The 23,409-nt window shown below is 27.7% G+C and carries 22 protein-coding genes and 1 pseudogene; 3 read left to right on the forward strand and 20 right to left on the reverse strand.

The window, feature by feature from the left end:
* Positions 1-25: 25 nt before the first annotated feature.
* From AACH12_RS07945 to AACH12_RS07985, 9 genes are all read right to left on the reverse strand, one after another.
* On the reverse strand, positions 26-301 hold the full coding sequence (locus tag AACH12_RS07945; RefSeq protein ID WP_338534892.1) for an ATP-binding protein: 276 nt from the start codon (positions 299-301) through the stop codon (positions 26-28).
* Between the two features lie 30 nt (positions 302-331).
* Positions 332-640, reverse strand: a complete 309-nt coding sequence (locus AACH12_RS07950; protein ID WP_338534893.1) for an ATP-binding protein — start codon at positions 638-640, stop codon at positions 332-334.
* The gene (locus tag AACH12_RS07955) at positions 601-864 is read right to left on the reverse strand and encodes an AAA family ATPase (RefSeq protein ID WP_338534894.1); all 264 of its coding nucleotides are present in this window, start codon (positions 862-864) and stop codon (positions 601-603) included. Before AACH12_RS07955 ends, AACH12_RS07950 begins: the two co-directional genes overlap by 40 nt.
* A 95-nt stretch (positions 865-959) precedes the next feature.
* Positions 960-1,502: a hypothetical protein gene (locus AACH12_RS07960; protein WP_338534895.1), complete on the reverse strand. Its 543-nt coding sequence runs from the start codon at positions 1,500-1,502 to the stop codon at positions 960-962.
* Between the two features lie 234 nt (positions 1,503-1,736).
* Complete coding sequence (locus tag AACH12_RS07965; protein WP_338534896.1) at positions 1,737-2,204, reverse strand: hypothetical protein; 468 nt, start codon at positions 2,202-2,204, stop codon at positions 1,737-1,739.
* Between the two features lie 20 nt (positions 2,205-2,224).
* Positions 2,225-3,208, reverse strand: coding sequence for a sulfite reductase subunit C (asrC, locus tag AACH12_RS07970; RefSeq protein ID WP_338534897.1), 984 nt, complete (start codon positions 3,206-3,208; stop codon positions 2,225-2,227).
* 10 nt (positions 3,209-3,218) lie between these two features.
* Positions 3,219-4,010: an anaerobic sulfite reductase subunit AsrB gene (asrB, locus tag AACH12_RS07975; RefSeq protein WP_338534898.1), complete on the reverse strand. Its 792-nt coding sequence runs from the start codon at positions 4,008-4,010 to the stop codon at positions 3,219-3,221.
* Complete coding sequence (gene asrA, locus AACH12_RS07980) at positions 4,003-5,025, reverse strand: anaerobic sulfite reductase subunit AsrA (RefSeq protein WP_338534899.1); 1,023 nt, start codon at positions 5,023-5,025, stop codon at positions 4,003-4,005. The genes asrB and asrA overlap by 8 nt, the downstream gene beginning before the upstream one ends.
* An 11-nt stretch (positions 5,026-5,036) precedes the next feature.
* Positions 5,037-5,801, reverse strand: a complete 765-nt coding sequence (locus AACH12_RS07985; protein WP_338534900.1) for a formate/nitrite transporter family protein — start codon at positions 5,799-5,801, stop codon at positions 5,037-5,039.
* 271 nt (positions 5,802-6,072) lie between these two features.
* Here AACH12_RS07985 and AACH12_RS07990 point away from each other — a divergent pair, with 271 nt between their 5' ends.
* Positions 6,073-7,812, forward strand: coding sequence for an ABC-F family ATP-binding cassette domain-containing protein (locus AACH12_RS07990; protein ID WP_338534901.1), 1,740 nt, complete (start codon positions 6,073-6,075; stop codon positions 7,810-7,812).
* A 64-nt stretch (positions 7,813-7,876) separates the two neighbouring features.
* Here AACH12_RS07990 and AACH12_RS07995 read toward each other — a convergent pair whose 3' ends face one another.
* From AACH12_RS07995 to AACH12_RS08005, 3 genes and pseudogenes are all read right to left on the reverse strand, one after another.
* Positions 7,877-9,982 (reverse strand): stalk domain-containing protein, encoded by a 2,106-nt coding sequence (locus AACH12_RS07995; protein ID WP_338534902.1) that lies wholly within the window; start codon positions 9,980-9,982, stop codon positions 7,877-7,879.
* A gap of 182 nt (positions 9,983-10,164) precedes the next feature.
* Complete coding sequence (locus AACH12_RS08000) at positions 10,165-11,028, reverse strand: hypothetical protein (protein WP_338534903.1); 864 nt, start codon at positions 11,026-11,028, stop codon at positions 10,165-10,167.
* Position 11,029: 1 nt separating this feature from the next.
* A pseudogene (locus AACH12_RS08005) lies at positions 11,030-11,392 on the reverse strand (response regulator).
* A gap of 395 nt (positions 11,393-11,787) precedes the next feature.
* On the opposite strand from AACH12_RS08005, the gene AACH12_RS08010 reads away from it, so the two are divergent.
* Positions 11,788-12,951, forward strand: coding sequence for a DEAD/DEAH box helicase (locus AACH12_RS08010; RefSeq protein WP_338534904.1), 1,164 nt, complete (start codon positions 11,788-11,790; stop codon positions 12,949-12,951).
* 8 nt (positions 12,952-12,959) lie between these two features.
* Positions 12,960-14,225, forward strand: a complete 1,266-nt coding sequence (locus tag AACH12_RS08015; protein ID WP_463670980.1) for a DEAD/DEAH box helicase — start codon at positions 12,960-12,962, stop codon at positions 14,223-14,225.
* 59 nt (positions 14,226-14,284) lie between these two features.
* Here the strand turns inward: AACH12_RS08015 and AACH12_RS08020 are convergent, their stop codons facing one another.
* The 8 genes from AACH12_RS08020 to recQ all read right to left on the reverse strand — a co-directional run bounded on the left by AACH12_RS08020 (position 14,285) and on the right by recQ (position 23,365).
* The gene (locus tag AACH12_RS08020) at positions 14,285-15,838 is read right to left on the reverse strand and encodes an HD domain-containing phosphohydrolase (protein WP_338534905.1); all 1,554 of its coding nucleotides are present in this window, start codon (positions 15,836-15,838) and stop codon (positions 14,285-14,287) included.
* Between the two features lie 141 nt (positions 15,839-15,979).
* Positions 15,980-17,413 (reverse strand): FMN-binding protein, encoded by a 1,434-nt coding sequence (locus AACH12_RS08025; protein WP_338534906.1) that lies wholly within the window; start codon positions 17,411-17,413, stop codon positions 15,980-15,982.
* Between the two features lie 230 nt (positions 17,414-17,643).
* Positions 17,644-18,480 (reverse strand): ABC transporter ATP-binding protein, encoded by an 837-nt coding sequence (locus AACH12_RS08030; RefSeq protein ID WP_338534907.1) that lies wholly within the window; start codon positions 18,478-18,480, stop codon positions 17,644-17,646.
* Positions 18,480-19,367 (reverse strand): glycine betaine ABC transporter substrate-binding protein, encoded by an 888-nt coding sequence (locus AACH12_RS08035; protein ID WP_338534908.1) that lies wholly within the window; start codon positions 19,365-19,367, stop codon positions 18,480-18,482. Before AACH12_RS08035 ends, AACH12_RS08030 begins: the two co-directional genes overlap by 1 nt.
* Positions 19,360-20,025 (reverse strand): ABC transporter permease, encoded by a 666-nt coding sequence (locus AACH12_RS08040; protein WP_338534909.1) that lies wholly within the window; start codon positions 20,023-20,025, stop codon positions 19,360-19,362. The genes AACH12_RS08035 and AACH12_RS08040 overlap by 8 nt, the downstream gene beginning before the upstream one ends.
* 262 nt (positions 20,026-20,287) lie before the next feature.
* Positions 20,288-20,890: a 4Fe-4S binding protein gene (locus AACH12_RS08045; RefSeq protein ID WP_338534910.1), complete on the reverse strand. Its 603-nt coding sequence runs from the start codon at positions 20,888-20,890 to the stop codon at positions 20,288-20,290.
* 103 nt (positions 20,891-20,993) lie between these two features.
* Positions 20,994-21,425, reverse strand: coding sequence for a MarR family winged helix-turn-helix transcriptional regulator (locus AACH12_RS08050; protein WP_338534911.1), 432 nt, complete (start codon positions 21,423-21,425; stop codon positions 20,994-20,996).
* A 116-nt stretch (positions 21,426-21,541) separates the two neighbouring features.
* A complete protein-coding gene (gene recQ, locus AACH12_RS08055) occupies positions 21,542-23,365 on the reverse strand; it encodes a DNA helicase RecQ (protein WP_338534912.1) in 1,824 nt (607 codons plus the stop codon).
* Positions 23,366-23,409: the final 44 nt, after the last annotated feature.

The raw sequence follows: 23,409 nt of genomic DNA on the forward strand, positions 1-23,409 counted from the left end.
GATTGCTAGATAGATTCATGTGTAGCTATGCTTCATCAAGTAAAAAGTCAAATAAATTCAAATGCCTAATTCCATTATTAGACAAATCAACTTTATCCATTGTTATTAAAATTTTAGGATACTGATCATTAATTTTACTTAAAGATTGTATCTCTCTATTTAGAGTTGATTCTTCTAAAGTGGTTAAACTAACTTGAAAATAAAGAGGTTCTGCATTTTTCACAGCTATAAAATCAACTTCATATGATAGATTTTTACCAACTGTAACCTCATAACCTCTTCTTAATAATTCTAAAAACACTATATTCTCAATAACATGACCTAAATTTCCTTACCTATATCCAATCAACCTGTTCCTTAGTCCAGTATCTACTACAAAAGCTTTTTCAATATTAAGGTTTTTATAAGCTTTAAAAAGTAAAAATTCCTTAAATGACAAGGGAAAAACTTTCAACTCAATATATCTTCCGGACAGATATGTCAAATGATCTCCTAAGAACATTCTAGAATTTGAACTAGTAACATATATATCAGCATTCAAGCTAACTCTAAGACTATTAACGACCTTTACCCATTCTTCTACTTCTTGAACCTCATCTATTAATATATATACTTTAGAATCATCTTTAATTTTATCCATTTATATTTATGAAGATTTTTACCATCTTTTAATTCTTCGAATATAAATTTTTCATAGTTTATCTCAATAATATTTTCTTCACTAGTATTTTGTTCTAATAAATATTCTTTGAATAGTTGCAATATTGATGATTTTCCTGAACGTCTAACACCTGTAATCACTTTTACAAATTCATTATCCTTATACTGTATCAATTTAGTTAAATATTTATCTCTAGTTTTCATAAACCATTCACCTCTTTTCCTAATTATACTTCACAAAAACTCTTTAGCCAAAAGTTTTCATAGTGTTAGTCGTAAAATTGTTATTATAATTATAACTACTCACCTTTTGTCAATGAAAGTCCAATAATATCAACATCATCAAATCTATGAAAAAGTATTAATTTTTTTTGAGTTTGATCATATTCATAAAAATCACACGGCGATTGCCAGTTTACATTCAATTCTACAATCACAAAATACTTATCATCATCCATAATTATCTGAAATTTCCAAATATCATGCTTAATTTCTTCTGCTATTTGGAATATTTCTGTGATTATTTCATCGTTATCAACAGTATTCCCATCCGAATCTATTAAAACAATTTTCTTTAACTTATTAAGAACTTCATTATCAGAAATATATGATTCATAGCAATCTGAATCAGCAGTGTATATTTCGATATCATCACTTTTAAATTTATCAATCATTTCTATATTCCCATTTGAATAAACTGAAACATACTCTATTTTATCTATCCTCTCATCATTTGTTATTAAATTTATTAGCCATCGCTTAGGAACTTGGTATGAGTTTAATATAAAAGCAAATAGAATTATAACTATTATAACCGAAATAACTTTAACCATTTTTTTCATAATTTATTATTCTCCCACACATCTAATTATTTCTACTTCATTCAATTACATAATTATTTAATCTATAACATTTCTCTTTCTACTTCTTTTATCACAAACCATTTGTTTAATCATACAATAAATTATATATTATTTCAAACTTTCAAATTAATTATTAATTCTATCAACTATGTAATAATGGACAGCGCTAAAAAGAGACGATGAAAGTTCACCTTCTCTTTTTTTATTCATTAATTATACTAATTTCAATTTGTTTTTATATTCAAATAATGCTCTAAGATGGCCTTTTTCTTGACTTATAATCCTATCAATTGATTCATAATAGCTACTATCTATTAGTAGTCGAATTTCATTAAGGAATAAAATTGTATCTTTCTCTAACTGAATAGAAATGTCAAAACCATTTTGAAAATTAGTTACTTCACGGCTTTCACTTAAAAATTTTACAGTTTGTTCCAAAAGAACGTCCATATAAGCTCTATACTCATCGTCCACTTTATCACTATTGAATGAAATAATTTCCTTTTTGTATTTTTCATACAATTTTTTGTGGGCAAATTCTTGTTTTGCAAGACTCTCGAATAGTACTTTTAGACTTAAAACATCAGTTAGCCCTTTCATATTATCATAATGAATATTACCAAGTGTTTCAAGTTCAATCATTACATTAAATATATCTTCAAGTGCAAATACTTCTCTCATAACACGGCCTCCTAGTTTCGTTAAAATGATTTAAACTGATTATCTTGTTTGTACCTATAACCATTCCACTGAATATTCTCAGCAATTTGAATCTTGTCGTTTAAATGAATATCTTTAAGTACCTCTTCCTTAAACACTTGATAACCTACTCGATCCACAATATAACCGATATGCTCTTTTTTAAGTGAACGATCAATATGTTTTTCAACAAAATCATAAGTATTTTTAATCACTTGAACTATCACATCTTCTGAAGCCCACTTCATAAATGGCATAGCAATTCTAGGGTTTTTCTTACCAGTACGACCCATAATCACCATGCGGTAATAAGGCCTTTCACTTCTAGACCACGCGCCAACGGGGCATTTTAATACACATTCACCACATCCAATACATTTTTCAGTATCTCTCTCTACGTTAAATCCATTCATAGTAAGGGCTCCAGTCACCTTCTGCTTGCAATTAGTGACACACGCCTCGCAACTGATACATCTAGATACGTCATATTGTGGTTCTGTTGTACATATAATGCCAAAATCCTGCATATGTGCTTTGATACAATCATTTGGACATCCTGTTACAGCTATCTTAAAATGAAAATCATTCGGAAAACATGTTTTTTCAAGACGTTTTGCAATTCTTGTTGTATTGTCATTAGCCATTGGACAAATTCTGTCTCCTACGCATGCCGATATATTTCTTGTTCCAGCAGCTGGATAACCATAATCATTCACTTCTACAGCAAGGCCTAATGATTCAATCAAAGGTCTAATTTTTTTATTGATTTCAGGTATTGAATCAAAATCTACAAAAGGTATTTCAAAACCTTGACGAGTCGTAATATGAACCGTTCCGTCACCATACTCTTCTGCAATTGATTGAATAAGAGTAAAATATTTTGCTTCGAGATAACCACCAGGAACACGAATTCTTAAGGCAGTTTTGCCACGCGTTTTGGTTATTCTATAGGCATTCTTTGTTATTTGTTTACGATTAATGCTCATTTCCAACCTCCTAATCAATTAACGTCTTAGCCTTTATATAATTAAATACAGGTCCATCTAGACATATATAAGTTTCATCAATTTTACAGTGACCACATTTTCCAATACCACAACTCATTTTTCTTTCAAAAGATACCCATATATTTTCTTCTTTAAATCCATTTTTAATCAACTCAAGAGTTGTAAATTTCATCATAATCGGAGGTCCTACAACAACAGCAATCTTTTCTTTTACATTAGATAAATCTAATTTACCAATATGTGTAGTAATAAGTCCAGTTTCACCTTGCCAAGTATCATCGCCCTTATCAACCGTTACTGTTACATTACCAAACTTTGACCATCTATCTAAATCATCAATAAACAAACGATCGCTTGGTGATTTAAAACCAACTAATACTTCAAGAATTTTTGTCTCATCAATACCTGTCATAAAATGATCAATAGTTTTACGAATAGGCGCTAGACCAGTTCCACCAGCAATAAATGCAACATCCTTATTTTTAAATATATTAGTGTCAAATCCGTTGCCGTAAGGCCCCCTCATAAATAAACTGTCACCAGCTTGTAGGTTAAAAATTTTGTCTGTCAATCTACCAACTCTACGAATTGTCATTTCAAGTGATGTTTTATCAAAATTACAAATAGAAATCGGAGCTTCTCCAACTCCTGGAATAGAGATTTCCATAAATTGTCCACCAATAACATTACCTTGAAAAGCTACCTTAAATGTATAATCAATCGCTGTTTCTTTTCTTATTTCTAATATCTTATATGCTTGTGGTAAATAAGGATTATTCATTAGCGCTATCCTCCTTGACAATTTCATTCAGTTTATTGATACACTTTGAAAAAGATATATATTCAGGGCACACATCATCACAACGCCCACATCCTACACACATATGCTCATCAAATCGTTTGTAGAAATCATTGATTTTATGCATTGTTTTGAAACGCATACGCTCGCCATTCTTATCGCGGAAGCTATGCCCACCAGCCATATCACTAAATCCATTAACATGACAACCTGTCCAAACGCGTCTTCTCTCACCTATACGATTGTCATCACTAAGCGAAACATCTTGCATTGTAAAACATGAACATGTAATACAAGAGGTATTGCAACGTCCACATGCTATACATCTACTTGTATACTCCTTCCAAATTTCATTATTAAATGTTTCTTTTGTCACTTTATCTACATCAGGTATATTTACTTTTACTTTATTTTCTTTTATAAATTCTGGCTCAAAATCTATATTCTCTTGTCCATCAAGGTTTTCAACCATCAATGCATCATCTACAATTTTTAAACTAACAGAACCATCTTCAAATCTAATCGCTGCATCATAATCATGTGCTTCATTTGAACCCATTGACACACAAAAACATGTATCAAAACCTTCAGTACATTCCATCATCACAAATTTAACCAAGTCTCTACGTCGTTTATAATAAAAATCAACTGCCTCGCCATTACGGAGAAAAATAGTATCTAATTTTCTGACACCATTTAAATCACATGGTCTGACAAAAATTACTAGCGGTTTTTCTTCAAATTTTGGTACTTCTATCTTATTATCTGTAAAATAAAACAGGGTCTCTCTAATAGGATAGAAAATCTCTTTTGGAGAAAAATATGATTTTTTATCTATTTCTATTTCCTCAAGGGTTTTAATTTCCCCATAACCTACCACATTTGTTTCTGCAAATTTTCCTTTTCCTTCTTTAACAATAGGTGCGAATATACGATATTTTTCTGAAAGCTTTTCTAAGTAATCATTAAAAGCAATATTGCTTAGATGAATGCCCATATTTATCCCCCTTATTTTTTACCCATATAAAAGTACGTACCACCAAGCAGAATTCCACCACCAATAAAATTACCAATTGTTACTGGTATCAAATTGGCAAACATTCCTCCAATTGAAATTGTTTCTGGATGTTTCATAAATAAGCCCATTGCAAAAATAGTCATATTTGCAACACTATGTTCGAATCCAGATGTGATAAAAGCAAATAGGCACCAGAATATCATAATTAGTTTTCCAGATTCACTTTTCATTCGAATAGAGCAAAGTACTGCAAGGCAAACTAGTAAATTACACAGTATGCCCTTAACTAATAGCGGCATAAATTCACCACCCATTTTCCCCGCTGCCACTTTTAAAACAAAATCACCTACTGGACTACCTTGCATACTAGTCAAAACAAATAGCCCCGCAATAATAAACGAACCAATAAAGTTACCTATATAACTCGCTATCCAGATTTTTAAAGCATCTAACCACGTTACTTTTTTATCAAGTGCACCCACCACTAAAATCATGTTATTACCTGTAAATAACTCTGATCCTGCCATTATAACTAAACTAAGTGCTATTCCAAAAGACAGCCCCATAAATATTTTTGTATAAGGAGAGCCTGCACCAGAACTAATACTACCAACTACCATAATTAAAAAAATTCCGAATCCTACAAAAGCACCTGCCCAAGCTGATGCAACTATGTACCTACCTAATGATGATTTCATAAATGTTACTTTTTTAACAGATGCATTTGAAAGTGTATCTTTAGTTGCTGTAAACATATAAACCTCCCATATTAGTTTTTCTTTAACATGGTTGAAGTATATCAAAATTTATATCCAATTTCCGTGACATAAATCACGCTTTTTTGAATATTTATAAATTTTATTATAAAATGATTGAATTTAATCAACAATAATGATATGCTACCTACGGTAAACTCAAAAATATTTTTACAACATAAATAATCAATTACACAATTTAATTATATAAATAATATATCAAGAGCTTATTTTTATAAGCTTTTTTTTAATGCTAAGAAGAGGTAAAAAAATGTTAAAAGTTGATAAACTATCCTACTCATTTCCCAATAAAAACCTTTATAACAATATTTCATTTACAATAGAGGACAAAGATCATTGTGCTTTCATTGGAACTAGCGGAAGTGGAAAAAGCACTTTAATAAATATCATTACAGATCCAGAAAACTATATGTATGATGGAAAATTAGAAGTAAATCCATCTTGGAAAATCGGATATGTGAGTCAGTTTTCAAATTTGGATAAAACTAAAGAAACTACAGTTTTTGACTATATAAGTGAAGACTTTATTTTTCTACAAAATAAAATTTCATCTATTTGTAGTGAAATGGAAACAGCTACAGATATTGATTCTTTACTAGAAGAATATCAAATAGCACTTGATTCATTTAATGCAATAGATGGAGATAATTTTGAAAGCAATATTAATAAAAATTTAAATCTTGCAAAATTAAGCCAACATAAAAATCTAAGACTATCTGAACTTAGTGGCGGAGAATTCAAACTTATTCAAGTAATCAAAGAAATGCTTAATAGCCCAGATTTAATGATTATGGATGAACCTGATGTATTTTTAGACTTTGAAAATCTTAATGCTCTTAAAAAATTAATAAATTCACATAAAAAAAGAATGTTAGTAATTACCCATAATAGATATCTACTAAATCATTGCTTTAATAAAATTATACATCTTGAAAATATGGAATTACAAGAATTTGAAGGCAGATATATCGACTATAATTTTTCTTTACTTCAAAGCAAAATTGAATTACAAGAACTCTCTTTAGAAGATGATGAAGAAATCGAAAGAAATGGAATTTTAATTGATAAATTAAGACTTATAGCAACTTACAATTCTGAATCTTCAAGAGGAAAATCACTAAAAGCTAGAGTTAAAATTCAAGAAAGGTTAGAAAAACGTAGAATCAAAGCCCCTTTTGTAGCTATTAAAAAACCAGATATAAACTTAGTTACTAATAATGAAATTGAAGAAACTATAGCTTTAAAAGTTAGTGATTATAGTATTTCTTTTGACGAACTTCTTTTAGAAAATATCAACTTTGAAATTAAATCTACTGATAAAGTAGCTATTATCGGTCCAAACGGTTGTGGGAAAACAACACTTTTAAGAGAAATATTTAAAAACAACAATTCTTCTATTGAAGTAAATGAAAATATTGAACTAGCATACCTTTCTCAACTCCAAGGCGAAATACTAAATGAATCAAATACAATATATGACGAGTTTTTTGATGCAGGATTTGAAACATACGCTCAAATCAGATCATATGTTTCTAATTATGGTTTTGATGGTGAGATTGTGGAGCAAAAAATCGAATCATTGTCAGGTGGAGAAAAAAATATTCTTCAATTAGCTAAAATTTCTGCCAGTAAAGCAAATATGCTGCTTCTTGATGAACCAACAAGTCATTTGGACACCTATTCACAAATTGCTTTAGAAGAAGCCATCAAAAATTACAAAGGTGCAATTTTAATGGTTTCTCATGATTTTTATTCTATAGTTAATTGTGTGGATTATGTCTTAATTATTGAGGACAAAACTATTAGAAAAATAAGTATGCGAAAATTTAGAAAGATGATTTATGCTAATCACTTTAATAAAGACTACTTAGAAATTGAACAAAAGAAAAAATCAGTTGAGACTAAAGTTGAATTAGCTTTAAAAAATACTGATTTTGAGCTTGCAAGAAAACACTCTGAGGAGCTTGAAAAAATAATAAAATTACTATAATAATATTCTAAAAACCATCTATTTTAAGAGTTAAAGCTCTTAAAATAGATGGTTTTACTTTTGCCTATATTCCAACCATATCAAGTTTTTCTAAATCATACTTCTTAATAATATTAATAAGTTTAATAGGATATTTTGGATCTGTTGCGTACCCTGCCCTTTTAATAGCCCAAGCACCTAATGTACTATCATACATAACATCTCTAAAAGGTTTATATCTTGATAAATTTAGTAGTATTTTTTTATGATCGTCCCAGCTCTCATTTATATTATTATAGGCTCTAAAGTTTGCATCAATCCTATAAGTTACACCATTATAGACTTCCCAAGTATTTGATACTACTGATCCATTAGTAGATGTGCCCTTTATCCCAAATAAATTATATGAAAATTTACCATTATATTTGTCTACTGGTAAACTTTGTCCCCAACCACTTTCAAGTATCGCCTGCGCTGTTTGAAGGGCAGCTGACATCCCAGTTTTCTTAAAGGATTCCACTGCAAGATTTGATGCTAAATCGAGAAATTTTTCTTTTTCAATTAAAGCTTTTGCTTTATAAAGAGTACCATTATATATTTTAAAGGAAGTCTTAGAACTTGAAATTTTTTTCCCATTATATAAGACTTCCGCTTCAAGTGAAATATCTCCAACATCATCTTTTAGGGGAGTAAATGTAAAATTGTCATCTGCCGAAAGATTCATTGCTATATATCTTTTACCACCACTAGTATTATTTCTTAGTATATAATTCACACTATCTGCTTTAAAATTAGTTTTTACATAAAGTTCAATCTTTCCATCAATTACTTGATTTGGTGCTACTCCATATAAATAGACCTTGTCACTTCCATCAATATAAACCTTTTTATGGTCACTTTCATGTATCTTTCCATAAATATCTTTAACTCTTACAAATATTTCTTTATCACCTGAATATTTGGAGTCTGGAAACCATTTGTAACTGCCATATGGAACTTTTGCAATAATAGTCTCTTTTTTTGTTTTATTATCAATAAGAACGTAGCTTGTTTCAGTTACATCAAAATTTCTTTTTGCTAATAATGAAATAGGTTTATTTATTGTCATTCCACTTTTTATATTATTAAGCGATAAAGTCCTACTAGCATCTACTGATAAATTTTTAATATCACTTTCGTAAGCATTTCCATTTAAATCATATGCAATCATTTTAATACTATAAGTCCCTCTATCTTCATAATCAATTATAAGTGTACTTGAAAGTTTTGGATCTTTTTCTTTAAGCACTATTTTTTTATTATTTTCAGTATTGGTTAATTCGTAATTTACATAATTAGCTGTAAAATTAAGTAATGACGTTAATACTATTTTTCCAACTACAGTTTTGTCATTTGAAGCTTTTAATGTAACCACTGGATCAACATTAATATTTATAGTAACAGCATCTCCACCAAGAAAATTTGAGTCCTTGTCATAAAAAGCAGCTACTAATACTTTTTCTCCCTTATCTTCTATTTTAGGAAGATATGCTATTTCAAAGTTAAAACCATCTTCATCTTTAACGATATATCCCTTTGATTCTCCCTTATTAAAAATAAGTAGCCTTGTTTTTTTTACTTTACTTTTAAAAGTATTTGAAGCATCCACCTTTATTAGAGTTTTCCCCTTTACAATATCACCGTCATTTAAAGATGTAATATTTATATCAAAAAATGGTTTTATTGCAGATTTTTCACTTGAATTTACAATAACACTCCGAGTTAATTCGTCCCATTTTATCCCTACACCTAAGGCATTACTAATAAGTCTAACAGGTACATAGGTTCTTTCGTTAATTATTTTAGGCTTAACATCACTAAGGTTATGTATAGTGCCGTCATTATATTCTATAAAATTGCTATCAATCCATAAAAGTACAGTTTTTTCGCCCTTTTTTACATATACAGATCTCTTTTCACCGTCCCATATAACAGTTGCCCCAAGTTCTTCAGAAACAAATCTTATTGGTACAAGCATTCTATTATTTTCAATGACTGGACTTGATAAACTAGTAATGTCTTTTCCATCAACAATTAATTTAATATCATTTTCTAAGGTGGTATCTGCATAACTAACAAATGATAAAATCATAACTATAGTCACTATAAAAATTAATAATCCTATTTTCATATTATTTTTTTTAATATTCATAAAAACCTCCATTCTCATTTCTGTTAATTTATATATTATGTATTATACTATAATTTAAATTTTTTCATTAAAATATAATTAAAATGAATTTTAGATTTAATATATTTAAAAACTAATACTACTGAAAAAAAAATAAAAACTTCAGAAAGAGTATACACTCCCTCTGAAGCTAAGAAATTCATTTATCCAACTATAAGTTTTATTTCTCCAATATTCGTGTGAAAAGGTATCATATATAGATCTTTTCCCCCCAATATATAATTTTCTTTACACGACTGAATATTAAGCCTTATTTTAATATTTTTATCAGACATATTAACTGCAAACAATCCATTGTGTAAATTTAAAAATTCTTTACAAACGTCTAATGTGTATTCATCTATAGTCTCAATTTTTTCTTTAGAATATTTTTCCGCAAATGAGATTAATACATCTCTAGAAGCTGTATATGCTGTATATAAATTTTTATCATCACGTATGTTTTGTTCAAACAAAAATTTATATTTCTCATTACTTTCTAGTTTTGTAGACTCAGAAATATAGACTTCATCCGAAATAAATCTTATAATATTTTTATAAAATAACGTTACGTAATCTTTAATATCATTATCATCAATTTTTAACATACTGTATATTACATCTTCAATTTTACCATTTTTTAATTCCTCAAAAGATTCATTTGAAATATTATAAAGTTTCTTATACATTTCAATAGCTTTTTCAAACTCTTCAATAGTCATATATTCTAAGTTCACCATTGTTTGGGCTAAAATAAGATGTTCTGATTGTTGTTTGTTTAGTATTATATCTAATTCATCATTAGTTATATACATAAATTCAACAGCTATTTCACCAAATCTTCTATCGTGTTTTTTCTGAAGTTCATTTATTTTAATAACTTGATTTGCATTTAAAAATCCTTCATTTATTGCAATCATACCAAGTCTTAATCTAGTCGTTTTGACATTTTTAAATACTTCTTTTAATTCTTCTGGTTTTATTAAATCCTGATTTAAAAGAAATTGTCCAAAAAATTGCGTAAACATTTTAAGCCCCCTTTGAAAATTTAACTAAAGTTTTTTTAAGAATTTCAATTTCTACTGGCTTTTGAATAAAGTCCGATGCTCCAGCTTTAAGTGCTTCTTTTAAATTTTCTTTTGTACCAACAGATGATAACATTACAACTTTAGCTTCTTTATCATGTTCAACAATACCTTTAACCGCTTCGATTCCATTCAACTATGGCATAATAATATCCATATAAACAAGCTCAGGTTTGTTAGCTTTATACACTTCAATAGCTTTACTTCCGTTTTCAGCTTCAAAAACTTCATATTCTCCAAGTGATAATATTAAATTTTTTAATTGTCTTCTAATCATCAATGAATCATCACAAATTAAAATCTTCATTTTAAATCCTCCCCCATTTTTTATAAAAGAATATTTTTTTTAACAGTTTTTATTATAGATTAAGCTGTTAAATAAGCGATTATTGTGCGTTTTATTTATTTTAACTATATATATAAAATTTACGCTATATTTATCACTCTAGTTATAATATTAACATATTATTTTACTTTTCGCATCTAAAATATTTGCAATTTTCTAACATTTTATACTTTCCTTGTACATGTATTGTAATTTAAGTAAAAGCAATATTTTTTAAATATAATAGACTAAAAAAACTTATTTTATATTATTAAGTTTTTAATAAATTTACAATATCATCTTTTATTTTACTTAACTTTATTGTATTATGAATTTATATGCTTAAAAGTAATTACTTTTTAAAAATCGGAGGTACAATGAATAATTTTGCAAAGCTAAATATAAACGAAAAAATAATAAATGGTTTAAAAAAAGAAAATATTACTATACCAACAAAAATACAAAGTGATAGTATAGCAGATATTTTAGAGGGAAATGATGTTATCGCTGAAGCCGTAACTGGTAGCGGAAAAACACTTGCCTTTCTACTACCTTCTTTTGAAAAAATAGATACAAGTTCAAAGGAACTTCATACTATTGTAATTGTTCCCACTCACGAACTTGCACTTCAAATAAATAATGTTATAAAAGCATTGGCAAAAAACTCTGAATTTCCAGTTCGAAGTGTTCTAATAATAGGTCAAGTTAATATTAAAAGACAAATTGAATATTTAAAAGCAAAACCACACATTGTTGTTGGTACGCCTGGAAGAATTCTAGAATTAATTAAGCTAAAAAAAATAAAAGCTCACCAAACTAAAACGATCGTTATAGATGAAGCTGACAAAATGCTTTCTGATAATAATATGTCTACTGTTAAAGCTATTATTAAAACTACACTTCGCGATAGACAAGTCTTAGCTTTTTCAGCTTCAATTAGTGAAAGAACAAAAGAAAGAGCTCGTGAAGTTATGAAAGAGCCTAAATTAATTAGTCTAACAGGCGAAAAAATAAATTCAGATATAAAACATATTTTTGTTAGAGCAGAAAGACGGGACAAAATTGACCTTTTAAGAAAAATAATTCATGCATTAAAACATCCAAAAGTTATTGTATTTATTAATAGAAATGAGAAAGTTCAAGAAGTAGTACTTAAATTAAGTCATCATAAGATTGCTACCGTTGGAATTTATGGTAATGCTGAAAAAAACGAAAGAAAACAAGCACTTGATTTTTTTAGAAATGGAAGAGCAAATGTTATGGTTGCATCTGATGTTGGAGCAAGAGGACTTGATTTTAAAAATGTTACACATATTATAAATTTAGATTTACCTGAAGATCTTAATGAATACACACATAGAGTTGGAAGAACAGGAAGAAATGGAAAAAAAGGAACTGCTATCTCTATTATTACTTCTAGAGAAGAAGAATCTATGAATATTATTGAAAAAAGAAATAAAATCGAACTTGATGAAAGAATTATTTATAATGGCAAACTTTTGACTTTTGATCAATATAATAATAACTTTAAAGAAAGATAAGGTGAATTATGTCATTTTATAAATTGGGTGTAAATGGCGACTGGGTATATGCACTTGAGTGTCAAAATATAATTACGCCTACACCAATTCAAACACTAAGTATTCCTCCCATTTTAAAGGGAAAAGACTTAATAGGCGAAGCTCAAACAGGGACAGGTAAAACTTACGCTTTTCTCCTTCCTATGTTTCAAAAAATTGATCCATCAATAGATCATATTCAAGGCTTAATAATAGTACCTACTAGAGAGCTGGCACTTCAAATTACTGAAGTCGCAACGATTCTTTCAAAATATAATGATATAAATATACTTGCTGCATACGGTGGACAAGACATTAAAGCACAGCTTCATAAATTAAATGGCAATGTACATTTAGTTATTGGTACTCCTGGAAGAATTTTAGATCACTTAAGAAGAGAAACTATAAATTTTGATAACTTAAAGATTTTTGTAGTAGATGAAGCAGACCAAATGTTTCATATCGGTTTTAAAAAAGAAGTAGATGAAATAATTAAGAACCTTCCTAGTAAAAGGCAAACTCTCTGCTTTTCTGCAACTATAAGCAGTTCAGTTAGTAAATTTGCAAATAAATACTTAAATAATCCTATTTCTGTAACTGCTCCTAAAAAACAGATAATACTAGATAATTTAGCTCAATTTGTTTTAGAAACTTCAAATCGTCAAAAATATAATGATTTTTTAAGGATAATTAAAGAAACCCATCCTACAAAGTCAATTGTATTTTGTAGATCTAGGCGTGGTAGTGAAGCTTTATTTGAAGAAATGAAATTAAGTGGATTTAAAGTAGAGAGACTCCACGGTGGATTAACACAAGGCAAGAGAGAAATTGTAATGAATGGATTTAGAAACAATCAATTTGATTTTCTTATAGCAACTGATGTAGCATCTCGAGGAATTGACGTAGAAAATATTAGCCACGTTTTTAACTATAACCTACCTGACGATATAGAAAATTATGTACATAGAGTTGGACGATGTGCTAGAAAAGGTAACACAGGAGTAACCTATACTATTTTAACTCTAAAAGATGAAAAAAGACTGGAAGAAATCGAAAAATTTATTAAAATGAAAATTAAAAGAATTAGCTTTTCAAGTGATAGAGAAAAAAATAATGCTGCTAGTATTAATACTAAAAAGATTATTTCTAAAGCTAATGACTCTAATAAAAAAAATAGCACTAAACCGATTAATAATGGTGCAAATAAAAAGAAAACTAACTATAGTAAATACAAAAAAAGTAAAAACTCAAAATAATAATATATACAAAACTAAACGACTTATAAACTAATTTGATACTAGCTATAAGTCGCTTTTTATATTATGTTTTTTTCATATGCTTTCATAAAAGCTCTAACACACTTAGGATCAAACTGAGTTCCTGAATTTTTTTCAATTTCATTTAATGCGTCTATGACTGATATCTTTTCTTTATATGATCTATCACTAGTCATGGCATCATATGAATCAGCTACTGCAATGATTCTGGACGCAAGAGGTATTTCTCCACCTTTTAAACCTTCTGGATACCCTAATCCATCATATCTTTCATGATGATAAAGAACATTTTTAGATATTTTCTCAAATTGCCTTATCTTAACTATAATATCATAGCTTAAAACTGGATGTTTTTTAATAGTTTGATACTCTTCTCTTGTAAGTTCACCTTTTTTATTAATGATATTTAATGGAATTAAGGCTTTACCAAGGTCGTGAAGAAGACCTGAAAGATATATTTCCTCAGCTTGAGCTTTATTAAGTCCATATTCTAATGCTATTGCTTTTGAAATCTTAGATACATTAACAGAATGTCCCTTTGTATATTCATCATATAATTCAATTATATTTGTCATTGCCATAATTATATCTATAAGAATCAGTTCTTTATTACTTAATTCATTTTTAAGTTCTTCATTCAAATCCAAAATTTCTTTAGTATTTAATTTCACTTGATTTTTTAAAGATCTGCTCCAAATTAAAATAAATAAAGTAATAAATAAAAGTACCACAATAATTCTTTGAAAAAGAAGATTTTCAATCAATGATTTACTTGAACCTAGGCTTATCCATTTATTATAAATATCATTTTTATATTTTTTTGGCATAACTTTTAGAGATTTATTAATTATACCTTCGAGAAGTGGATATTCTTTTCTAAATGCAAAACGCATATCATAAGTAAAATCTAATGTTTTATTTACTTTTAAATTCACAATTTTAAGCTTTTCAATATAATAAGAAACTTGTGCTAAGGATCCTATAAAAACATCACAGTCTCCAAAAGAAAGATTTTTAAGTCCTTCAGCTGTATTATTAACTAATATAAGATTTTTAAGTTTAAGTTTTTCTTTAACTAAATCTTCTGTACCTGAAGACTTAATTACAGCCACTCTAAGTAAATTAAGGTCAGAATTATTTATAGTACTAGCTTCTTTTCTAGTAACTATAATTTCAGGAATACTTATATAACTTTCTGAAAATAGTAGAAAATTTTCTCTATTTTCTGTTTTAGCAACTGCACCTAATATATCTACTCTATTATTTTTAGTAGCTTCTATAACCTTGCTCCAAGATGGATATTTCTTAATTATTACATTTAATCCTGTATTCTTTTTTATCCATTTTAAATAATCTGCACTTATACCAGAAAATTCATTATTTTCATCAAAAAATTCTAGTGGTGCAAAAGAAGGATCTGGCGCTAAAATTAACTCATTATGATTTTTAATAAATAATTTTTCTTCGGATGTTAAATTAATTGGGAAAGTATATATAAACTGAACATAAATTAAAAATACAAAAAATGACAATAAAAATACAAAAGTTAAATTAAGTACTATTTTTGATTTCATAATACTTTTAAAATTCATAATACCACCTTCAAAATATATTTATGCAAAATAATTTACACATTATATATCATATTACTACCCATAATAGTATTAATAAAACTAAATAATAAAATTAGTAAAAAAATTAGCTCATCTTATTAAATTAACTTATTTAAATATTTATTTTATTTTCTTGTTTGTTAGTGCATCCTTAACTGCATTTATTATACCTTTCGATGAATAAGTAGAACCTGAAACTACATCTACATCGTATGTTTGTTTTTTAATCATATTGTCTGGAATAACGTTATTTGCTCTAAAAAACCAATTATAATCATCGTGTTCTTTAACAACTTCTATATTAAGTATTAGTCCACTTTTCACAGTTACTTCAACCGTAATTGGTCCGTTAAAACCATCTGCCTGGCCAATATATACTACTTCTTTTGTTGAAGCCTTTGATGAAATATTATTTTCTTTAGTTTCTGTTACTTGTTTATTATCTGTTTTTATAGTCTCATTTGAAATATTAACTTTTTTAGTATCAGTTTTAGGTAATTCATTAGGTATATCAACTTCACTAGTGGTGGCTTTAGGTAATTCATTTGGTATATCAACTTCACTAGTGGTAGTTTTAGGTAATTCATTTGATATATTTACATTAGAAATATCATCCTTAAATGCTTCATTTGAATTAACATCACTCTTATTTACATTAGATGTAATTTCTTTTGTATTATTTTTGAATTTACCTTTTCCAAAATGCTTTCTTTGATCTAATTCTAGTTCATTTTTAATTATATCTTCTGCGCTATTCATTATACTTTTTAAATCGTTTGCATTAACAATTTCACCAAGATTAGCATGATTTACAAAAACAATTAAATACACTAATAATATAGCAACTAATAAAGTAATCTTCTTTTTATTATGTTTTTCTTTAACTGCAGTTTTAAGATTTAATGTGTTTTCAACTGGACAAGCGCTCACACATTCATAGCAATCTATACACTGAAGTGAATTAACAAGAGATTTTTCTGAAATAGTAATATTCATTGGACATGATTTATCGCACAATTTGCAACTAATACAATTTTCATCGTTCCTTGTTATTTTAAACAATTTTAATGCACCAACAAGAGAATATTTAGCTCCTTCATAACAAAAATAATTACAAAATGGTCTTTCAAAAAATAAAGATATTAATAGAAAACTTACTATAATCAAAATTGAAACTATATCCAAATAACGTCCAAGTAAAAGTTGAAGTAGATTCGATCTTGGATCATACCTTAAAATAGTAAATATAATATTTAAACTAAATACTGTTACTATAAACAGTACTATATACCTTACATATACAAGATAGTTTTGAATGTATTTTGGCATTTTAAATTTTTTTATGCTCATTTTTCTCCCAAGGGTTGACATTAAGTCTTGTAAAAAACCTAATGGGCACATAAATCCGCAGTAAATTGGACCTATAATAAATGTTAAAACCATAATAAGAGTCATTGTAATTTCAAATTTATTTATTAATCCTATTATTGTTAATAAAAAAAATAGAATTTGTGAAATTTTCCTTATATTTTGTATTTTTTTCATGTTTTTCATTTTGCACCTCTTCTATCTATTTATCTATTTATCTATTTATCTATTTATCTATTTATCTATTTATCTATTTATCTATTTATCTATTTATCTATTTATCTATTTATCTATTTATCTATTTATCTATTTATCTATAATTAATTTTACACTTTATTTGTTCCAACTTTGTTACAATTATAAATATATTTCACAAAAAAAGAATATAAACCGTGTAGTTTATACTCTTTTTTACTTTAAAGTGTAACTTCTTTAATTTTATCATATACATCTTCAACGTCAATATGCTTATTTAACACTTTTTCATATAATTCAATCATAATTTTTTCATCAAGCATAGACTTAAAACCTTTTATTCCAAAAAAGTTTCTTACAAACTCAGAATTTGGTTTATAAATCAAATCTTCTTTTGTACCCATCTGCTCAATTTTACCCTTATTTAAAAGTATTATTCTACTTCCAAGTTTTAATGCTTCGTTAATATCATGTGTAACAAAAATAATTGTTTTATTAAGTCTTTTTTGAATTTTAATTATTTCATTCTGAAGAGAATTCCTATTAATTTCATCGACAGCACCAAATGGTTCATCCATTAAAATTATATCAGGATCTGCTGCGAGTGCTCTTGCAACACCAACCCTTTGTCTTTGACCACCACTGAGTTCTCTTGGATATCTACTTAAATACGATCTATCTAAACCAACCAATTCAATTAATTCATTTGCCGTTTTTCTTTTATATTCATCCTTAATTTTAAGAAGATTTAGAACGTAATTGATATTTTTTTCTACAGTCATATGAGGAAATAAACCGATTTGCTGAATTACATAACCTATACTTCTTCTTAAATCGATAGTATTCCAATTCTTAATATCTTTTCCATAAACTTTAACAATTCCATCGTTTGGGCTTATTAATTTATTAATCATTTTAAGCATTGTAGTTTTACCACAACCTGATTCTCCTAAAACGGTTACAAATTCACCTTTATAAATTTTCAAATTCAGATTATTTATTATTTTATCATTATTTATATATGCTTTTTCAACATTAATAAATTCAATTATTGGCATTATAGTAAACCTTTTTTTCTTAAAAATTCTTTTGCAACATCTTTTGGATCTTTCTTTTCAATTTCTACTTGATAGTTCATATCAATCATTTCTTCATTACTGATTTGCCCTGTTAAAAGCTCTATAACATCCCCCAGTTCTGGATACTTGTCTAATACTTCTCCTCTAACTAAAGTTGCAGCAAAATATGAAGGGAAAAAGTTTTTATTATCATCTAAAACCTTTAATTTTTCCGCTTTTAAACGTCCATCAGTTGAAAATACATTAATTACATCAACCTGATCACTTGAAATCGCTTGATATTTTAGACCTATATCAAGTTCTTTTTTATCATTAAATTTAAAATTATATGCTTTTGAAAGTCCCGGATAACCATCTTCTCTTTCATAAAAATCATACTCTGCACCCATTTTAAGTTTATCGCTAACTTTTGCTAAATCTGAATATGAATTTAAATCAAGTTTTTTTGCAAGTTCTTCTTTTACCGCTATTCCATAAGTATCATTAAAGCCATATAGTCCGCTCCAAACAATATTATATTTTTCTTTATATTCTTTTTTTACAGCTTCATAGAGTTTATTAGGATCATTAATTAAGTCTTGTTTTAATACAAACATCCATCCTGTACCAGTGTATTCAGGATATATATCAATTTCTCCTTTTTCCATTGCAGGTTGAATATTAGAAGTTCCTCCGCCAATACCCATCTTTTGCTCGACTGTTATATCTGTTTTAGCTTCAATTAATTGACTTAACATTTCTGCAAGTATATATTGCTCAGTCATAGGTTTACTTGCTATAACAACTTTTTTTTCTTCCTTTGTACAACCTGCTAAAGAGACAAGTAATAAGGCTGCTAAAATTAGTAAAATTATTTTTTTATACATTTAATACTCCCTTCTTTTCATTTCCTAGTATTTTTTTTCTCATAATATTTTCAATATTTTGTAAAAATAAATCAACAATAATTGCAAAACCCGCAACAAGTAAACTTCCCGCCATAGTCATTGCTGGATAATTCGTTGTAATACCCCTCCAAATAGCAACCCCAAGTCCACCTGCACCTATAAAGGAAGCAATTCCGCCAAGTGCAATCGTCATGATTACCATAGTCCTAAAGCCAGTAAAAATAACCGGAAGAGCTAAAGGTAATTGGATTTTTAATAATAATTCCTTTTCAGTTGTTCCCATTCCTATAGCCGACTCAATAATTTCTGTATCAACTTCCATAATGCCTACATATGTATTCCTTATTATTGGAAGTACACCATAAATAGTTAAAGCAATAATCGCGCTATTTCTACCAATACCTGTTATTGTAACTAAAACTCCAAAGAGAGCAATTGATGGTATAGTGTAGAAAAAATTTGTAAGCGCAAACATTAGACTTGCAAATAGTTTATTTTTTGTCATAAGAATACCTAAAAATAAACCAATAATAGTAATTAATAATACTGCTATCAATGTTAATACAATATGCTCCACTAGTAATTTTGTGAAAAATGAACTTCTACTAACATAAAGTTGAAAAATTTCTTTTAACAATATCAAACCTCCTTTTAGTTTATTTATTCAGTGCCTAAAAATTCTAATACTAAATTTTCATAAACTTTAACAGCCATATATTATTTTTTCTATCATTTTAACTTTACCCAATAGAATAAGTAATACTGCATTAATTTACAAATTAAATATTATAGAAAGCAATATAAGATATATTATATCAAATTCCTATCAAAATAGTATGTTATTCGAAATATTCTATACATATTTTTCTTTTATTAATTTATTAAATAGTTTTTTAAATTTACATACCTTTAGGAAGTTCAATCGCATTTACTGGGCAAAGAGAATAACATATACCGCACTCATCACATTTTTTTGGATCAATACTAAAAGGCTCTCCTACTGAAATAGCATCAAAAGGGCATTCTTTTTTACAAATTCCACACTCTATACAAGAATTTGTGATAGTGCATCCACTAGTATTAACACTTTCACCACCAAAAGAAAATCTTTCACGCATCATTTTACCGTTTTTACCGCTTAAATCAAAAATTTCTCCATTACCTTTATAAAGATAAAAAACAGAAAATATTTCAGTATTTCCTGAAAATAATTCATTTAAACTTGGATTTTTTTGAAATATATCTTTAACTCTAATTTTATCAGTTTTTTTCACTTCCCCATTTAACCTAACTTGAATAAAGTCTTTTGTCATAGCAGTTATAGAAATTTTATTATTTATAATCAAATTTCTATAAAATGGTTTAGCTTTGCATGTTACAAAATAAACACCACCACTGTCATAATCCATTATTTCAACAATTCTTGAAGTCGGTACTCCATTAGTTGCAGTAGAAATTACTACTGATTTTATTTCTCTTAGCATTTTAAAGGCCTTTTCCATATTTCCTCCTTGATTTTTTAAGTGAGTGTTAATTTTTCTTTTTATATCCTCCATATTCGATTTTACTTCGATATCGAAGTAAAATTTTAAAAAAAATGTGATTCTATTTAATCACAAAATTTTTATACACTCTGTCTAAATTTTCTTTAAATTTTTCAATTTGGTCCTCAGTCATACCTTTATACTGAATTTTGTATAACATTTCAGATATTTCAATGAAGTCATTTTTCATTTTATAACCTTTTTCAGTTAAAGATACTACAATTGACCTAGCGTCTTCTAAGTTAACCTGAGAAGATAAATAACCTAATTTTTCTAACTTACTGATTAGAGTAGTTACTGTTGATTGTTTTCTATTAATCTTATTTGATATTTCTTTTTTTGTCATATTTCCATGAAAAATCAAAGTCGATAGAATATCTCCATGTGAAGGAGCCAAACCAACATGTCCCCTTTTATTAAGCTCTTCTATTATTAACTCGTTTGCTTTTTCTTTAATTTTACCCATTTTTGAAATCATATTATCTATTTTCATATTCTTATATTACTTTGACATCGAAGTAATGTCAAGTCAATAATTCTCGTCTTTGAGAATTATTGACCTTTAAAATAAAATATTTTTTATTTACAAAAGCTAATTTACGTTTTATATTACAGATCCTCTTGACTTTGTCTAGTCTTATATTCCTCTATCGCTCTCATAAACTGTAATCCATAATTTTTAAATTTTCTCTCACCTACACCTTTTATATTCATAAAACTTTCTTTATCAAGTGGCATATAATGTGCCATTTCTTCAAGCGCACTATTATGGAAAACAACATATAGAGGAACTTTCTTTTTTGTTGCTATTTCTTTTCTTACATTTGCTAAAAGTTCAAATAATTTATCATCAAAGTTTAAGTTTTCATTTTTAATTACACGTTTTTTCTTTTTATCTTCTACTTTTACTCTCTCTTTTCTTATTAGAATTTTTTCTTCACCTTTTAATACTTTTCTTGAGCTTTCTTTTAATTTTATTATTGGAAACTTATCTGTCGTCATTGCTATAAAACCTCTAGCAATTAAATTCATTATAAGTTCACGAAGTCCGCCTTCAGACTGATCTGTAATTATTCCATACGTGGATACTTTATCTAAATTCCAATCTAATATTTTCTTATTTTTTGATCCTCTAAGTACTTGTATTATTACATTTACTCCAAATCTTTGATTGGTTCTATATATGCACGATAATATTTTTTGTGATTCTAGTGTCATATCTACGAATTCTGAGTCACACAAACAGTTTCCACAATTTTCGCAGTTATTAGTCACAGATTCTTCTCCAAAATATCTTGTAATCTCATTCCTAAGGCAGTCATTTGTATGACAATAACTAACTAAATACTGTAGATTTTTAAGAGAAATTTGTTCTCTACTTAAATCATTTGCATTTTGAGCAATCATTAATCTTTGTTTAACTATATCAGAAGGTGAATACATTAAAATACAATCACTTTTTTTACCGTCTCTACCAGCACGACCTGCTTCTTGATAATATGCTTCCATATTTTTAGGCATATTGTAATGTATAACAGCTCTTACATCAGGTTTGTCAATTCCCATACCAAAAGCATTTGTTGCAACGATAATTTTTATTTCATCTAGCATAAATGCATCTTGAATTCTATTCCTTTTTTCAGTATCAATCCCTGCATGGTAGGCAGAAACCGAAAACCCACTTTCAAAAAGTTTTTTACTTAACGATTCAACAGTTTTTCTTGTTGAACAGTAAATAATTGCAGAACCTTCCTTAAATTCTTTAGTTAAATATTCTTTAACATATTTATATCTATCATTTGGCTTTACAACTTTATAAAAAAGATTTTTTCTATCAAATCCTGTAGTTAGTTCAAAAGGATTTTGTAATTTAAGATTATTCTTTATTTCCTCTATAACAAGTTTAGTAGCCGTTGCAGTTAATGCAACAATAGTTGGCCTTTTTTTTAGTCTAGAAATAAAGAGAGGTATATTTCTATAACTAGGTCTAAAATCGTGACCCCACTGACTTATACAGTGAGCTTCATCAACTGCTACAATATCAATATTTATTTTTTCATTAAGTCTTATAAAATCTTCAGAGAGTAATCTTTCAGGAGCAACATATACAAGTTTATATGCTCCATCTATAATACCCGAAATTCTATTATTTGTTTCTATACTTGTTAAAGTACTATTCAAAAAAGTAGAATTTATACCAATTTCATTTAATCCATCTACTTGATCTTTCATTAATGCAATAAGCGGTGAAATTACTATAGTTATTCCGCTTTTCAATAATGAAGGAAGTTGATAACATAATGATTTACCACCACCAGTTGGCATGACTACAAGTGAATCTTTTTCATTTAAAACATTATCAATAATATCTATTTGACCTTCTCTAAAATCATCATAACCAAAATATTTTTTTAAAAGTTTATATCTATTCAATACGTACTCCCTTGTTTTTTTATTATATATAATAGTAAAATTAT

Origin of the sequence: Helicovermis profundi (assembly GCF_033097505.1) — a bacterium.
Taxonomy (GTDB): Bacteria; Bacillota; Clostridia; order Peptostreptococcales; family Acidaminobacteraceae; genus Helicovermis; species Helicovermis profundi.

Coding starts and splice junctions, on each gene's coding strand:
- AACH12_RS08025 (WP_338534906.1), bottom strand. CDS start 17,413: ATGAAAAACATGAAAAAAATACAAAATATAAGGAAAATTTCACAAATT.
- AACH12_RS07995 (WP_338534902.1), bottom strand. CDS start 9,982: ATGAATATTAAAAAAAATAATATGAAAATAGGATTATTAATTTTTATA.
- AACH12_RS08010 (WP_338534904.1), top strand. CDS start 11,788: ATGAATAATTTTGCAAAGCTAAATATAAACGAAAAAATAATAAATGGT.
- AACH12_RS08030 (WP_338534907.1), bottom strand. CDS start 18,480: ATGCCAATAATTGAATTTATTAATGTTGAAAAAGCATATATAAATAAT.
- AACH12_RS07965 (WP_338534896.1), bottom strand. CDS start 2,204: ATGAGAGAAGTATTTGCACTTGAAGATATATTTAATGTAATGATTGAA.
- AACH12_RS08050 (WP_338534911.1), bottom strand. CDS start 21,425: ATGAAAATAGATAATATGATTTCAAAAATGGGTAAAATTAAAGAAAAA.
- AACH12_RS07985 (WP_338534900.1), bottom strand. CDS start 5,801: ATGTTTACAGCAACTAAAGATACACTTTCAAATGCATCTGTTAAAAAA.
- AACH12_RS08035 (WP_338534908.1), bottom strand. CDS start 19,367: ATGTATAAAAAAATAATTTTACTAATTTTAGCAGCCTTATTACTTGTC.
- AACH12_RS08045 (WP_338534910.1), bottom strand. CDS start 20,890: ATGGAAAAGGCCTTTAAAATGCTAAGAGAAATAAAATCAGTAGTAATT.
- AACH12_RS08020 (WP_338534905.1), bottom strand. CDS start 15,838: ATGAATTTTAAAAGTATTATGAAATCAAAAATAGTACTTAATTTAACT.
- AACH12_RS07955 (WP_338534894.1), bottom strand. CDS start 864: ATGAAAACTAGAGATAAATATTTAACTAAATTGATACAGTATAAGGAT.
- AACH12_RS08015 (WP_463670980.1), top strand. CDS start 12,960: ATGTCATTTTATAAATTGGGTGTAAATGGCGACTGGGTATATGCACTT.
- AACH12_RS07990 (WP_338534901.1), top strand. CDS start 6,073: ATGTTAAAAGTTGATAAACTATCCTACTCATTTCCCAATAAAAACCTT.
- AACH12_RS07950 (WP_338534893.1), bottom strand. CDS start 640: ATGGATAAAATTAAAGATGATTCTAAAGTATATATATTAATAGATGAG.
- asrC (WP_338534897.1), bottom strand. CDS start 3,208: ATGAGCATTAATCGTAAACAAATAACAAAGAATGCCTATAGAATAACC.
- asrA (WP_338534899.1), bottom strand. CDS start 5,025: ATGGGCATTCATCTAAGCAATATTGCTTTTAATGATTACTTAGAAAAG.
- AACH12_RS07960 (WP_338534895.1), bottom strand. CDS start 1,502: ATGAAAAAAATGGTTAAAGTTATTTCGGTTATAATAGTTATAATTCTA.
- asrB (WP_338534898.1), bottom strand. CDS start 4,010: ATGAATAATCCTTATTTACCACAAGCATATAAGATATTAGAAATAAGA.
- AACH12_RS08000 (WP_338534903.1), bottom strand. CDS start 11,028: ATGTTTACGCAATTTTTTGGACAATTTCTTTTAAATCAGGATTTAATA.